Annotated in this window: 13 protein-coding genes; 4 read left to right on the forward strand and 9 right to left on the reverse strand. The window is 43.4% G+C overall.

All coding sequences use genetic code 11. From position 1 onward, the window contains the following. Positions 1-26 precede the first annotated feature (26 nt). The 4 genes from ACX9NY_RS19610 to ACX9NY_RS19625 all read right to left on the reverse strand — a co-directional run bounded on the left by ACX9NY_RS19610 (position 27) and on the right by ACX9NY_RS19625 (position 4,671). A complete protein-coding gene (locus ACX9NY_RS19610) occupies positions 27-1,208 on the reverse strand; it encodes a DUF4317 domain-containing protein (protein ID WP_339239556.1) in 1,182 nt (393 codons plus the stop codon). A gap of 178 nt (positions 1,209-1,386) precedes the next feature. Further along, positions 1,387-2,472 (reverse strand): endonuclease NucS domain-containing protein, encoded by a 1,086-nt coding sequence (locus ACX9NY_RS19615; protein WP_339304096.1) that lies wholly within the window; start codon positions 2,470-2,472, stop codon positions 1,387-1,389. A gap of 18 nt (positions 2,473-2,490) precedes the next feature. Further along, entirely contained in the window at positions 2,491-3,720 is a 1,230-nt protein-coding gene (locus tag ACX9NY_RS19620; RefSeq protein ID WP_472474567.1) for a PDDEXK-like family protein, read from the reverse strand. Positions 3,721-3,963: 243 nt separating this feature from the next. Then, positions 3,964-4,671, reverse strand: a complete 708-nt coding sequence (locus ACX9NY_RS19625; RefSeq protein ID WP_472474569.1) for a DNA alkylation repair protein — start codon at positions 4,669-4,671, stop codon at positions 3,964-3,966. A 385-nt stretch (positions 4,672-5,056) separates the two neighbouring features. Between ACX9NY_RS19625 and ACX9NY_RS19630 the strand changes: the two genes are divergently transcribed. Further along, positions 5,057-6,220, forward strand: coding sequence for a glycoside hydrolase family 27 protein (locus tag ACX9NY_RS19630; protein WP_472474571.1), 1,164 nt, complete (start codon positions 5,057-5,059; stop codon positions 6,218-6,220). A gap of 205 nt (positions 6,221-6,425) precedes the next feature. On the opposite strand, the gene ACX9NY_RS19635 is transcribed toward ACX9NY_RS19630, so the two are convergent. Further along, positions 6,426-7,235 carry an AraC family transcriptional regulator gene (locus ACX9NY_RS19635; protein ID WP_472474573.1) on the reverse strand — a complete coding sequence of 270 codons (810 nt, stop codon included), beginning with the start codon at positions 7,233-7,235 and terminating at the stop codon, positions 6,426-6,428. 114 nt (positions 7,236-7,349) lie between these two features. Between ACX9NY_RS19635 and ACX9NY_RS19640 the strand changes: the two genes are divergently transcribed. After that, positions 7,350-8,885 (forward strand): carboxylesterase/lipase family protein, encoded by a 1,536-nt coding sequence (locus ACX9NY_RS19640; protein ID WP_342571850.1) that lies wholly within the window; start codon positions 7,350-7,352, stop codon positions 8,883-8,885. 84 nt (positions 8,886-8,969) lie between these two features. Here the strand turns inward: ACX9NY_RS19640 and ACX9NY_RS19645 are convergent, their stop codons facing one another. Both ACX9NY_RS19645 and ACX9NY_RS19650 read right to left on the reverse strand, forming a co-directional pair. Then, positions 8,970-10,313 (reverse strand): HAMP domain-containing sensor histidine kinase, encoded by a 1,344-nt coding sequence (locus ACX9NY_RS19645; protein WP_472474575.1) that lies wholly within the window; start codon positions 10,311-10,313, stop codon positions 8,970-8,972. Then, positions 10,306-10,998, reverse strand: a complete 693-nt coding sequence (locus tag ACX9NY_RS19650) for a response regulator transcription factor (RefSeq protein WP_339239549.1) — start codon at positions 10,996-10,998, stop codon at positions 10,306-10,308. Before ACX9NY_RS19650 ends, ACX9NY_RS19645 begins: the two co-directional genes overlap by 8 nt. 159 nt (positions 10,999-11,157) lie before the next feature. Here ACX9NY_RS19650 and ACX9NY_RS19655 point away from each other — a divergent pair, with 159 nt between their 5' ends. Both ACX9NY_RS19655 and ACX9NY_RS19660 read left to right on the forward strand, forming a co-directional pair. After that, positions 11,158-11,892 carry a TVP38/TMEM64 family protein gene (locus ACX9NY_RS19655; protein ID WP_472474577.1) on the forward strand — a complete coding sequence of 245 codons (735 nt, stop codon included), beginning with the start codon at positions 11,158-11,160 and terminating at the stop codon, positions 11,890-11,892. Between the two features lie 75 nt (positions 11,893-11,967). Next, positions 11,968-12,546: a GNAT family N-acetyltransferase gene (locus ACX9NY_RS19660; RefSeq protein ID WP_472474579.1), complete on the forward strand. Its 579-nt coding sequence runs from the start codon at positions 11,968-11,970 to the stop codon at positions 12,544-12,546. 189 nt (positions 12,547-12,735) lie between these two features. Here ACX9NY_RS19660 and ACX9NY_RS19665 read toward each other — a convergent pair whose 3' ends face one another. Further along, on the reverse strand, positions 12,736-13,902 hold the full coding sequence (locus ACX9NY_RS19665) for a cobalamin-independent methionine synthase II family protein (protein WP_472474581.1): 1,167 nt from the start codon (positions 13,900-13,902) through the stop codon (positions 12,736-12,738). A gap of 164 nt (positions 13,903-14,066) precedes the next feature. Further along, positions 14,067-14,636, reverse strand: coding sequence for an SF0329 family protein (locus ACX9NY_RS19670; protein WP_472474583.1), 570 nt, complete (start codon positions 14,634-14,636; stop codon positions 14,067-14,069). Positions 14,637-14,652: the final 16 nt, after the last annotated feature.

Raw genomic sequence — 14,652 nt, forward strand, 5'->3', positions numbered from 1 at the left:
ATTACATCATCAGGGTCTAGAATCAATTACTCATTGATAAGTTTTTCTGTATTAAGGGTAAACCCTTCAATCACGACATCTTCGTCCACTTCAATCATGATGCAACGTCTGCCTTGATAGTTCACCTGTTTCACATATCTTAGGTCTTGCGGGCTAACCGAAATCGTAGCAACCTTAGTTTCGATCTTGATGGACTTGGACGTAAACTTCGGCATAACACTGGTCGCTTTCATCTCATAATTCTTGTTGTCCACGATCGTTTCGAAGGCACGTTCCACTTTCTCCGTTGTCAGATCCTCTACACCACTTGCGGTCAGTACACGTTCCAGATCTTTATAATCCAGCTTCGGAGGTTCTTCCTCATGAGACTCTTCATTTATTTCGATAACGCGGTTGATCTCCTCATATACATGTGCAATGGTGGCTGAATCGAGCTGTTCACCCGCCACTTCCTTGACGATATCTTCGAAGATCGCCCGTTCTTCCAGTGCGGTTACGGATCTTTCGCCATTCAGTACATTTTCAACAAAATGTGGGTCCGGGAAATTGGATTTCCCTGTGCAATATAGAACACGATTCACATCGGAGTAGTTGTCCGTTACGCTCGGGTACAGGAACCCTTGCTCTGGCGTGCTTAATTTGATAATCGGATCGACAATAATATTGTATTTGAATTCTCTCTCCACATAGTCAAACAAGAGCGTTTTCCGCTGCTTCTCCGTGGAGTTCACGCTGCAAAGAATGAAGGGATGGGCGAACACCTCATTCTTCTCACTCTCTTCCGTGGCTTCGTTTCTAGCCTTGGTCGGCAGATAATACTGTCCACGCACAAACGTAGCAACCATGTCCCGCTCATACTTGGCATCCACCAACATTCGATCCACGAGCAACAGCATGAGGTCCTGCCATTCGTCTGGATCACCTGTGACCAAAGCCTGATGAAGCAGTACCTGGGCCGGGTCCTCCGCCGCTTCCTGGAATTTTAACTCAAACAACTTCTGATCCAAATCACCTGTCAGCAGCTTTTTGAAATTGCCCATGTACAGCTCTTGTTTCTCTCTATCCACCAGTTCGAACGGGTGACGCTCCCAGTGATAGACCTCGTTGGTTTCCTTCGTAATATACACGTTGAGAATATCGTAAATATTCAGTAAATCGTGATCGAGTTTAAACTGCTTGCGTATATGCGCGACTTCTTTTTTATTCATGATTCGTTAGACAACTCCTCAAGTAAATTGGCCTTACAAGTATAAACGAAATAAAAACCCTTCGCTAGAAGGGCATTTTATCTTGCAAAACCGAATTCAAATGTATTGAAATGGAAATATTTTATAAAAATTCTTACTTAGGGTAACATTACTAGATCTTTTTATTGTGTATTACGTTTCACTTGATCTCTTTCTCCAGCTCAAAATGTTCTGTTAGTCTGTCCAAAGTAAACTGGTTCCGCAATTTACAAGCCGAGTTCTGATTTGCAAACATCCCTTTCTCCCAGATCGCCTCCTGCTTAGCACGCGTCTTTATCCATTTTACACGCACAACATATTCACACAGATCAGGATCGTCAACATCCTTATCCATCTTGACTCGCAAATCGGAATTAAGTAAAGGTACGTTTTCTTCACCGTGTAAGACCTGGAACTCTTTAATAGGTACAACTTCCTCCTGTACGATTCCAACACCAACATAGCCAACTTTAGGGATGCATACAAATAATCTATCCTCAGGTTTAAGAAGACTTAATGATCTGCTATACCATTTTCCCTGTCCGGCTGAAATAAAACCATATTTTCTACAATCTTCCCAATTCCGATACTCACCATCACCCAGTGACACGTAATAGTCCTTTCCATTCCACGGAGCCTTTCCACTTTTTAAGGGCCTATTACTGATTGATTTAGCTTCAAAACTATTGGGATCAATAAGCCAGTTTCGAGCCAAGTATTCGTTATCTCCATCTTTAAAATAATGAAAAAAGAGTGCATTTATAGGCACGCCAAAGTTAGTTAGGTAGTTTATGATTCTCTCTGTAGCCGGGTCCAGCTCAGCCGAAACTACTAATAACAGATGCGATTCATTCAACGTTTCTGGAAGATCTGTCTGAAAATAATCTACGAAATCTTGTTCCAATTGCTTTCCTGGATTTTTCTCACTGTAAATTCGTGTGATATCATTGTAATTTAGCTGTTGAACCCAAGAAGCATAATCCAAAGTTTGAGCAACGACTTCACGTGGCGTCTTGTTTCTCTTGAGTTCGATTATAACCAAATTCCCCTCGGAATTCATAGCGAGAATATCAATAAATTTACCAAATGCCGTAGTGATTTGTCGCCCAATGAGCATTACCGTAGGGTCGATGATGCTGATATCAGAGGATATAACATCTTCAAGTTTACGCTCAGTTTCAATATTTGAGAAGTGAACCTTCTCAATACCTTTGTTGATTTTCCAGATACCTAGTTCGATTGGCATTCAGTACACTTCCTTCGATTAAATATTTTCATTTGGTTTTCCCAGTTCAAATTCGTTTAATAACGTAACTAATAGGGCATTAACTTCGTTATATTTAAATACCTTTTCTAATAATACTCTCATACGTTCAACTACATGTTCGCTATCCGTCCAGTCATCCACTTTTACACTCTTGGTACGAATCCTCGTATACTTACCATCTAACTTATTCAAGGCACTGGTCCTTATTGAAAACATTTTATTACTATCCTGACTGTTAATATAATTTAAGAAGGCATTCCTTATATGTAAGTTCGCTATCGGTCCCACCTCAAGGATGAGGCGCAAACTATTATCCTCAGCAGCAAAGAAATAGCTAACCGGTCTTGGAGATCTCCATTTTGTTACTAAACGAGGAAGGATTGAGTCTAACGATTTTGGGATAAACCAATATTCTTTATCTCTTAGATGAAAATCTCGGTCTTCATGATACCCAATACAATTTAGCTCAGGTTCTAAAACTTCAGTTGCTTGGTTAAGTGTCGAATTAGAAACATACCCATATTTAATAATCGTCTCTATCGCTTCTCCATGATGCTTATAAATATCACGACAAAGTTTTATAAGTTGTTCATCCTCCAAAGTAAGCACCTCCAATGTCCTTATGTAATAACTAATAAAATCATATATCTTAGAATTCATATTTTCCTTATTAAGGACTAACAACGAATTTAACAGTCTCAATATATCTGAATGTCCTAGGCTATAATATTCTGGGTGAGGCGATTCCTCTCCGTTCAAAGTAAGAAAAACAGGAATAACGTGCTTGATGTTGGGGAAATTATCCTTAACTAAATTTATGTACTTCTCTAACTGATGGCTCCCTAATCGAGCATGTACTTTATTCTCAATAAAAAGGACAAACTCATTGCTCTTTGAGATAACAATAATATCAATATTTCTCCATTCTCGTAATACTTCAACATCATGAAAGCTGCTTAATAAAACATCTGTTACTTGCATACTATGGTTTTTAATATCGATATCTCTGCATATTATTTCAGTAATTATTTTTTTTAATACCATATCGTTCAAGAAGTGGTTTTCACTTGGACTTAGGAGCCACGCTAGGATATTAGAGTGTCTTATTTCAAATTTATCAATCTTCAATATCTTGAATGGATTGAACTCATTGAGTTTGGAATTTAAAAGGTCAAAAGATTCATTATTTGTTATAAACCGATTGACATTATCATATATTTTGTCCATGTCATTCTTAGTCCTCCTTTTAAAGAAAAAATTGGTGATAACGAAACATGATCACAGAATTTTTTTAACGAAAATACTAAGTAAAATCTCACCCTCAGACCTGTAAAATAAAACATGTTCCTTTCACCAGAATATTCGACGATTTATCTAGTCCTTCCTGCCTGTTTATATCGAGTAATTATAAAATAAGACGTAGGATGATTATCCTACGTCTTTTAAAGACACATATTAATTTGATTACAGTTAACATCTAACATATTTACGCTTAAAGCCTACCCGCCCTTTATCCACTGCCTTTTGGATATTCTCAGAGGCATTCAGCAGCTTGCTCTTTGGCATGTCCTTATTCACTTCGACAGGTCCCACCGCCTTGGCCGTCTCTACCGCCAGATCGTGCAACGGTTGATAGGAAGTTGCAACGGTATACAGGAAGTTGTTCATCGAATATTTCGTTCGTTCCGGAGATTCATGAATCGTCCTTTTCACCCGTTCCAGCATCTCCGTTAGTTTATTCTCAGAAAACTCAGCATCCTTTCGACTGCCGAGCAACCAACAGTAACAGCTCCATCCTGCTGACATTTTCAGCTCATCTCCGCTCGCAATCCACTTATCCGAAACTTCTTGAGCAATATCCGTCTCTGCCAGCGTGACGGCAACGATAAAGTCAGAGATCATGTAAAAATAAGCAGCATCGATCCAACGGTCAAAATCAGCTTCCGTCATCACTTCAGGATCGGCAATCACGCCAGCAAAGTACATCGCATCATAATTCCCCGTCGCGTATAGTTGCTCTGCCAAAGGTTGATCCTTTTTGATCCGCTTTGCCATTGGTTTCATCGCCCCGGTTGCCACGCCAAATAGCGGTTCATGCGCACCATTGGAGATGTAGATTTTTTTCGTTCGTTCTTTACCCAGCGCTTCCAGCTCTTGCATCACTTCATCCAGATTCATTTGGTGACCCTCCCCATCCTATAAAGTATATATCTGATCATATCAAACAGAAACTTATGTTTAACGAACAGCCGATGGAAAATCACACATTATCCTGTTCGAGCATGATTACCGACCATAGTATTCATAGTATCATTCCCCACAGATTCCTGAAAAGATAACATAAATTCTGTGCAGATAGACATTTTTCCTTCCTTAAATGCTTCTCCCCACCACTTCTGAATACCTGCCCAAAGTCTGGATTGAAGCAATCATTCCTCTCAGCACAGCTGAGCAACATATGTCCATGTCCAAGCAACGTTAAGCTATGGCAGGAATCATCGCTCATCGTTTATGTTCAGTTTAGTATCGTTAACGAAATTGAGGAGAGGAAGGATGCGAGATCATGAGCAACAATCAAGTATTAGGCTTTGCCCCTGCGCTGGGCTGGAATTCGTGGAATACCTTTACGTGGGATATTAATGAACAATTAATTCGGGATGTCGCTGATGTGTTTGTATCGGAAGGTTATCTGGCCGCTGGCTACGAGTATATCGTGATTGATGATTGCTGGAGCCTGAAGGAACGGGACTCAAGTGGCAATCTCGTGGCTGACCCAGAGAAGTTCCCCAGCGGAATGAAAGCGCTCTCTGATTATATCCATAGCAAAGGCTTGAAGTTCGGCATGTATTCATGCGTGGGTACGCATACTTGTGCCGGGTATCCAGGCAGCTTTGAGCATGAATTCCAAGATGCTGCCCTTTTTGCCGAATGGGGCGTTGACTATTTGAAATATGATTACTGCTTCAAGCCACGACATATCTCAGGAGAGCTGCTGTACAAACGAATGAGCCTGGCGCTGAAAAACTGCGGTCGCGATATCCTGTTCTCCGCCTGCAACTGGGGAGCTGACGACGTATACGACTGGATTCGGGAATCGGGTGCCCACATGTATCGCTCCACTGGCGATATCCGCGACAACTGGGACTCAGTAAAGGAACTTGCCCTATCTCAATTGGGGAAACAAAGCTACACCGGCTCCTTCTGCCATAACGATATGGATATGCTAATCGTTGGTATGTACGGTGGAAGCAACAATGATTATATTGGCAGTATCGGCGGATGCAACGACATCGAATATAAAACCCACTTCTCCCTCTGGTCCATGATGGGTTCTCCATTAATGATCGGATGCGACGTGCGCAAGGCTAACCAGATTACCAAAGATATTCTTCTGAATCTTGACCTTCTTGCCATCAACCAGGATGTAGAAGCTCGCGGCGCTTACCGCATTAAACCAGAGCCGCAATGGTTTCACACAGACGATGTCTTTATGCTGGTGAAGGTACTTACAGATGGTGATCTGGCTATTGGCTTCTTCAACCTGAGCGACAGCCAGCGGGAGTTGTCTTTGCAGTTTTGGGATATGGGTCTGCCTTACGCTGCCGGTTATGCTCTGTCGATGTACGACTGCTGGGAACATAAAGAGCTTGGCGTGTTCCGTGAACGCTTCGCTCCCGTTGTCGCAGCACATGATTGCCTCATCGTCCGGGCCAAACTGGTGAAATAATGGCTCAACATCGCCTATGCACCTCCTGTCAGGTCCCGCTCTCTTCAGACGATGTGGGCATCTATCTCAAATTGATCTCGCGCTCTGCCCAGCAATTTCTGTGCATCGATTGTCTTGGAGTGAAACTGAACTGTGGACGCGAGCCCATTGAAAAGCTGATACGTTATTTCCGCGAATCCGGGAACTGCGCCCTGTTCCGTTAACGTTATGCCTTGGTCTGGTGCAGCATCATGAACGCTGTTGGTGTATGTGAAGTTGATTTCTTGAATACTTTGGAAAAATATAACGGATCATTGTAGCCGACGGAGTAGGCTACCGATTGAATCGGCAGACCTGATGTCTTCAGCAGCTCACAGGCGCGCTGGATTCGGCAGGAGGTAATATACTCCAGAACAGACTTGCCGGTTGCTCCTTTAAACAGACGAAACAAATAGCTGCGCTCCAGATTGACTGCCTTTACAATCTCCGTGACGGTCAATGTCGGCTTCCAGTAGTTCTGCTCGATGTACTTTCTCGCCAACCAGACATAATCCTTGGCCTCCACCTGCGGCCTCTTTGGATAAAACTCCATATAGTAGGAGAGCAGCAGACGCAAACGCGCATCCGCCCGCAGCAATTCATAGGATGATGCACCTGCGTTCCAGGCAAGGTGATAAAAAGGCTGCAGTGTCTCCGGTGAGATCGTCACTACGGGTTGTACTTCTGAAAGCTGCGTTAGCCCCAGCAACCGTCCGGCATCCTCACCGCTAAACTCCACCCAGACATACTCCCATGGATCTTGCGGGTCTGGATAATAATAAATCTCCTTTTGCGGAAATATGATAAAGCTTTCCCCCGTGACTAACCGAAATACGCGGCCTCCAGTCTCCAGCGTCCCTTGACCGCGGATAATATAATGCAGCGCATAAACGTCACGCACGCCTGGCCCCCATTGATGAGAATTAGCTGGCTTGTGACCACCGCTGATAAAATACAAATTACTAGCTCTGCTGCTCTCATGCCAAATCGGATTCAACCTTGATTCCCCCATTTCTACAGCTACCCTGTTCTCGCGTTCGGTTTATCTTAATATCGTTAATCAGATGTTCGGTAACGCTTACAACCTAAATCCAGAGAGGAGATTGTTGTTATGCTTAGAATGGTTACGGTAGAACATGGACAAGTGCAAGGACTGCCTGCGGCGGATCCGCGGATTACCAGCTTCAAGGGAATTCCTTTTGCCGCGCCTCCTGTAGGTGAGAACCGCTGGCGTGCCCCGCAGCCGCAGTCGAACTGGGACGGTGTACTGCAAGCTTTCGATTTTGCCCCTATCTCCATGCAAGCCCCAACAGTCATCGATGATAACAATATCTACACCCGCGAATGGGCAGTTGATCCTGACCTGCCCATGGACGAAGATTGTCTGTATCTGAATGTCTGGACACCAGCCAAGCGCACGGACGAGAAGTTACCTGTCTTTGTCTGGTACTTTGGCGGAGGCCTACAGGTTGGCCATACGGCCGAAATGGAATTTGATGGCGAGCGAATCGCTCGTAGAGGTATTGTCGTTGTGACGATTAATTATCGACTGAATGCCTTTGGTTTCCTGTGTCATCCCGAGATAAGCGCCGAATCTCCCCATGCACCCGCCAACTTCGGTCATCTCGATCAACAAGCAGGCACGCAGTGGGTCAAACGCAACATTGCCGCCTTTGGCGGTGATCCGGACCAGATCACCATCGGTGGACAGTCGGCAGGCGGAGGAAGTGTACTCAGCCAGATGACCTCTCCACAAAATAAGGGCTTGTTCCAGCGAGCCGTCATTATGAGCGGCATGGCTACGGAGTTGTACCCGAAAGTCCGCGTGCCTTCTGTCCGTTCCACACTGCGGGATGCAGAGCAGGCCGGGGTTGCATTTTTCGACTTCCTGGGGGTATCTTCCCTTACAGAAGCGAGACAACTGGATGCTGAATTTCTCCGTGACAAAGCACTCGAATACAAAAGCTTCTGGGGAACCATCATCGACGATCAATTCTGCGCAGGCGATCCGTTTACTCGTTTTGTTCAGCAGGAGCGCGAGGCGATCCCCGTCATGCTGGGGCATACATCTTCCGAATTCTGGACCCGTCCCGCCGCAGCCAATCTGGAAGAACTGAAACAGATGGCTGTTGAGCTATTCGGCGAGGATGCTCCTGCCTTTTTGAAGCTATGTGAGACCGAGACCGGTCAGATCGAGCAGGCTTTGCAACAAGCATCAGTACGCATGATCCAACATGCCATTCTGCTCGCCATCCGCGCGAACAGCGGTCATGCGTCTGAGACGCCTCTTTATTATTATAACTTTGACGCCGAGATTCCGGGATGGGACCAGCCGGGAACCTTTCACTCCGTCGATCTGTGGTTTTTCTTCGAGACATTGGCCAAGTGCTGGCGGCCTTTCACGGGCAAACATTATGATCTGGCGCGCCAGATGTGCAATTATTTATCCAATTTTATTGCTACAGGTGACCCGAACGGTCCAGATTCCACCGGAAAACGGATGCCTCATTGGATTCCTTGTACTACGGAACAGCCGTATCTCATGGAATTTGGCGATCAGTCTCAATTACAGCAGGCTGAGCCTGGACCGATGCTCTCGTTTCTCATTGAACAATATTTCAAGAAACAGAATGAACCTGTTGTTTGAGACATGAGGCTTGCCCTCTGACGATATCGTAAGAGCCATGCGAATGCATGGCTCTTTTAATACAATAACATCTCTCTTTTCCCATTATATATGAGTCTGTGTTGGTTTATTGGAGATGACAGGTAGCGTAATTTGTAGTGAAAACGTATCTTCTTCCTGTGACACCTTCAACGTCCCGTTGTGCTGTTCGATCATTTTCTGACAACTAACGAGCCCAATTTCGTTGCTATCTTTCTTTTTGCCAACACGTTTAATCTTATTCTCCACCTCAAGAGTGACCCATTGTTGCTTCAAAGAAATCTGGATATGAACGGGAAACACTGGATCGGCATATTTTCGAATATTTGAAAATATGTTATCCATTACGCGACGCATGGCGACCAGATTGAGTTCAAGTAAAAACTCCTCATGATGTGCACCTGTCTGAACCTGCACATCGATATCGTTTAAAACCACTAATTGTTCATCGATGAGTTGATCAATAAGCGCTCTGCCCTCATACCTTTCAAATTCTATTTCCTCTTCTTCAGCGGCAGAGGATACCGTGAAATATTCAAATAGTTTGTCCGACAGCACTTTGATCTGATAGGCCTTCTCCCGGCTATTATGAATATACTGCAACAGATCCTCATGTGTTTTATACTTGTTGAGCTCTATGATATCCATATACCCCAATAGAATCGTGAGTGGCGTTCGTAAATCATGGGAAATCGCCGTGATCAATTCGCGGTTGGCCATCCTGACCCTCTCCTCGCTGCCGAGCCGCTCCACAAAAGATTTCCTCATCTCATCTATACTCTGGGCCAAAGATGACAGTTCATCCTTTCCCGATACCGTAATCGAATATTCCAAATTTCCACCTTCAAGTATTTTGATCTCTTGTTCAAGCAGGCCAATATACGACGTTTTCTTATTAATTATCAGTAGAAAGGAAACGATGAACACGATAGCTGCTATGAAAACACCAATAATCAGAATGAGGTTGTAATATTGATACTCATAAAAGCCAACCAAATATATTTGGGCATCTTGATCCGCAAAATGGATGGTGGTGATGGGTATTTTTGATGGTACAAATTGAGTTAACAGCTCCTCGTTAATGGCAGGATCAATCTCCGTGTTAGAGGAAAATATCAACTTTTCTTTTGCAAAAATATACAGATTTAAGTAGCGCTCATGACTTATCCAATCAGACAATTGCTCATGATTACGTGTTGACACGTTCTGATTGTTCACGAACGCTTCGAATCGTTCAAGCGCATCTTGCTGCCTGTTCTCTACAAAAGTGGATTTGCTTAAATAACTATCCAATACAGTCTCGCCAACAACTTGTAAAATAACGAAAGTACTTACGGCTATGACCAAAGAAATGACAACCGCCAGAACCAGTTTAATCTTCAGTTTCTTTCCCATTAGTAATCTATTCAATTTTATATCCCTTCCCCCAAACGGTCTTCACATATTTAGGGTTCTGCGGGTCATCCTCCAGTTTGCCTCTCAAATTACGAATATGAACCATCACCGTGTTATTACATGTATAAAAGTAGGGTTGCCCCCAAACACTCTCATATATGTTTTCTGCAGAGAACACCTTTCGTCGCTTCTTAGCCAGCAGCAGCAAAATCTGGTATTCAATTTCAGTTAGAGCAATTTCCTTCTTCCCAACAAACACGGCTTTTGAATCCTGATGGACGGTAAGATCTTTAACGATAATTTGGTCTGTTTCTTCAGTCTTCTCTTTGCCCCGATAAACATAATACCTCCGTAGTAAGGCCTTCACCCTTGAAACGAGTTCTGTATAAGAGAAGGGTTTGGACAAGAAGTCATCACTGCCGGAAGAAAAGGCCAATTGTTTGTCAGAATCCTGCGTTTTCGCCGTGAGAAACAGGATCGGTGCGCTTGTTTGTTCACGAATCTCCAGACAAGCCTTCAAACCTGATTTATTGGGCATCATCATATCCAAGATAATAAGATCCGTCTCTTCGTTTACTTTATCAATCGCATCTTGACCATCTATCGCTTCAATCACTTCATAATTCTCGCTCTCTAATAAAATCCTTACAATTTCACGAATTTCGCTATTATCATCAGCAATTAGAATTTTCTTGCTCATCTGATCCCTCCGTCTAATTTCAGTATAATATGCGCTATTGGCGACTACCAGCAAATACAATCGACTTAAGAATTCTTCAGAAGTTATGTAGGTATCTCTTAAGAACTTCGACTTATACTGTAAATATCTAGAGGTTACTATACAAAGGGGTCGTCAGCTATGCCACAACCTTTAAAAAAAGTAATGATTAACCTATTGTTGGGTCTATTCATCATGTTGTCCATTGGTCTGCTGGTCTATTATTCTCCGGCCATTATTAAAATCATGTCATCCATGGACAACTTCAGAGAATATATTCATTCAACCGGACATTGGGGTCCGGTCATGTTTATTTTATTTCAGATTCTTCAGATCGTGGTTGCACCTATTCCAGGAGAAGTGGTACAAATCGCAGGCGGATATATTTACGGTACAACCATTGGTTCATTGTATACAACTGTAGGTTTGATACTAGGCTCAGCGATCGCCTTTTATTTCACTCGTTTTATCGGTCGGGCTTATATTTCACGGCTGCTGCAAAAGAAAAATAATAAGTGGATGTCATTTATTCATGATGAGAAGAAGTTCTCCGCTTTTTTATTCATCTTTTTCGTGATTCCCGGCTTGCCCAAAGACATGCTTGTGTTTGTTGCCGCTCTTACCTCAATTCGTTCGTTTAAGTTCTTCATGATCCTTATCGTCGGTCGGCTGCCATGGATCATTGCATCTGCCGCCGTGGGGTCCACCATTCATATGCAACAATATACGATCGCCATTAGTATTTCTGTTATCGCTGTGATCGGGTTCGTGCTCGGTTATATCTACAGGGACAAATTGGTGGGGTTTTTCTCCCGGTCTGACAGAACCAGAACCAAAGCCAAACCCAAAGCTACACCCAGCTATAGTAAAGAATAGTGTGTTTGGTAGAATGAAAAGAAATACAATACGAACAAAGCCAATCTATTGATATGAACACTGGAGGTATATCTCATGCAAAACCTTGAAACCAATCGATTAATCCTACGAAATTTCACTGCAACAGACGCAGCCGGACTGTTGGAATACACAGCAAATCCCAGAGTGAATTGCTTTATGGATCACCGAATTTCAACACTGGAAGACGCGGCGGCGGAGGTCGCAAAAAGAAGCAATGACGATTCCCAAATCGCAGTCTGCCTGAAAGACAGTAACGAGCTGATCGGTGAGCTGTTTGGCATGAGGGAAGATCAGGATCCTGATACAGATCAGGATTTGAATTCAGATACGTATAGTATTGGTTGGAATTTTAATGGAAGATTCGAAGGGAAGGGGTACGCAAGTGAAAGCGCTAATGCTTTCATCGAGCACCTCTTTATGGAACAGGGAATAAGAAGAGTGTACGCCTATGTCGAGGATGATAACTTTCGTTCCCAGAAACTGTGTGAGAAGCTGGGCATGCGCCGGGAAGGTCTTTTTTTGGAGTTCATCTCATTTGTCAAAAATGAGGACGGCACACCGAAATATGAAAATACGTATCAATATGCTTTGTTGAAAAAGGAATGGCTGGCACAGCGTGAATCGGAGAAATAAAGCCTTACAAGCTTCATCATTCGTAAAAAGATTATAGACATGAGAACGTAATCATGCGTACGTTCCAAAACAAATAAGGCGACTTCTCCCTGGATAGATTCCAGAGGAAAAGTCGCCGTTTTTATTCTCATACAGAACACTATTGAACGGGCAAGGCATGTATAAGGTCATAATACATTCTGCTTGAACCTAGACAGTGCCGCCCCAATATTGCTTTGCAATCTTCTGACCCTGATCGATCTTCGCCCATTGCTGTGCTTCGCTTAATTCATTACCGCCATCGCAGGATGCAAAGCCGCATTGATGAGACAGCAGCAGTCGATCCTTATCGATGATTTTGGATGCTTCGTCCAGCAAACGTACAACACGTGTTTCATCATCAAGGGTACTCGTTTTGGAGGAAAGCAAACCCAATACAATTTCCGTTTCCGGTCTGTCCTTGAACACTTCCAGAGCTTCGATGGAACCCGCACGATCATCATCCCACTCCAGGAAGAAACGGTCATACTTCAATTGCTTCAGGAACAGATTGGCGATTTTCACATACGATCCACCGCCCATGTTACGGGAATCATAATTACCGCGGCAGTTATGTGTCCACATTTTCAAGCCCAGGCTATGTCCGAAGTCAATCACGGTATTGTTAATATCAATGAATTCAGAAGCGAGACCTTGTACTTCATCTTGATTAATATGCTCCCCTGTAAATGGAGAGTTCGGGTTGTCGTCTGCAAACAGTTCCCACAAGCAATCATCGAATTGCAGAATTTTACCGCCCACTGCAGCGAATTCTTCGACGAATTCCTTATACGCGATTATAAGGCCCTCTTTGAGCTCCTGTTTGTTCTGATAAACGGAATCTGTACCCCCAATGTTATCTGACCAGGAGAGTTCACCGAAAATATGGGATGGCGATGGTACGCAAAGTTTCGTTTGCTGGTCACCCGCCGTGTCTTGCAGTTGTTGGAACAATTGAATGAAATGATGATTTTTTCCGCTTAATTTGTCCGTGATGCGCAGTCCGATATCTTTGCGTGTTTCATACTTCGAAGTTCCGTCCACATCTCTGAAGAAATAGCCGTGATCCGCGATGTAACGCTTCACACCGCCAAATCCCCATACAAAGTCCAGATGCCACATCGATTTGGAGAATTCGCCATCGGTAACAACGGACAAGTTATGTTCGATCTCTTTGGCTACAACTTGTTTGATAGCCTCCGTCTCGCACTTCTCATATCCTTCGTAGTTTTCATAGAACGGATATTCGATATCATCGTTATGTTCAATTTGCGTTTTATATTTCAGCAGCTCTTCCGGCCGCAATAAACTTCCTACGATCTGGAACTTGTCAGTCATGTAAATTACCCCCTCGTTGTATACCATGATCATATCACGCCGAGAGCAGTTAGAAGGGATACTTAAAAACCATAACTGGTTATAGTTAAAAGCTATACCCACTTGTTAGCAGATTTCATTGAATTCGTCACAGTGTATCTCTATCCATGACAGTTATTTAAATTTCACACCGTACGACGACGCAGTTCATAGAAATATTGCACCGCGGGATGTTTTAATTTGATCTGCTCGGACATGTTCAGAATTCGTTTTTTGCCAACCCGTCTGTCCATTAAAGCCAGAATATTATACAAAATATCATTGCTCTCCAGATTATCTTCTATAGAAGTAGATAAATATGTGGTAGCTGCAACGGTAAAATTTGATTTACTGAGTGCAGCCTGTGCCCCCAAAAGCGCTTTGGCATGTACGGAGATTTTTCTGCTCCTTGCCATGATTTGCAATCGATCCTCGGGGATATTGCCTTTGGACTCTTGCCGGATAACTTCAATCTCATCTTCACTTACAGGAATGAGAATGTTAGGGTCGTTCTTAATCTCCTGTTCCGTCTGATACCAACGGATCGGCGTTGAAGTATCACTCATATTCAGGATGTTCTTTTGATCTACGGTAATGTAACAATTGCCTGATTTATCAGGGGCATAGCGATAGCTGGTTGCACGATACTCCACTTTTCCAATTAACGCGGGACTAAGAAAACTCTCTAATTGTTGCTTCAGTTTACTCCAGGACATAGATCCTCCTATTATC

Source organism: Paenibacillus sp. CB74, from assembly GCF_055687625.1.

Excerpts from the sequence above, each read along its gene's own strand:
- ACX9NY_RS19665 (WP_472474581.1), bottom strand. The coding sequence starts at position 13,902 with ATGACTGACAAGTTCCAGATCGTAGGAAGTTTATTGCGGCCGGAAGAG.
- ACX9NY_RS19655 (WP_472474577.1), top strand. The coding sequence starts at position 11,158 with ATGCCACAACCTTTAAAAAAAGTAATGATTAACCTATTGTTGGGTCTA.
- ACX9NY_RS19660 (WP_472474579.1), top strand. The coding sequence starts at position 11,968 with ATGCAAAACCTTGAAACCAATCGATTAATCCTACGAAATTTCACTGCA.
- ACX9NY_RS19615 (WP_339304096.1), bottom strand. The coding sequence starts at position 2,472 with ATGCCAATCGAACTAGGTATCTGGAAAATCAACAAAGGTATTGAGAAG.
- ACX9NY_RS19625 (WP_472474569.1), bottom strand. The coding sequence starts at position 4,671 with ATGAATCTGGATGAAGTGATGCAAGAGCTGGAAGCGCTGGGTAAAGAA.
- ACX9NY_RS19630 (WP_472474571.1), top strand. The coding sequence starts at position 5,057 with ATGAGCAACAATCAAGTATTAGGCTTTGCCCCTGCGCTGGGCTGGAAT.
- ACX9NY_RS19620 (WP_472474567.1), bottom strand. The coding sequence starts at position 3,720 with ATGGACAAAATATATGATAATGTCAATCGGTTTATAACAAATAATGAA.
- ACX9NY_RS19610 (WP_339239556.1), bottom strand. The coding sequence starts at position 1,208 with ATGAATAAAAAAGAAGTCGCGCATATACGCAAGCAGTTTAAACTCGAT.
- ACX9NY_RS19650 (WP_339239549.1), bottom strand. The coding sequence starts at position 10,998 with ATGAGCAAGAAAATTCTAATTGCTGATGATAATAGCGAAATTCGTGAA.
- ACX9NY_RS19670 (WP_472474583.1), bottom strand. The coding sequence starts at position 14,636 with ATGTCCTGGAGTAAACTGAAGCAACAATTAGAGAGTTTTCTTAGTCCC.
- ACX9NY_RS19640 (WP_342571850.1), top strand. The coding sequence starts at position 7,350 with ATGCTTAGAATGGTTACGGTAGAACATGGACAAGTGCAAGGACTGCCT.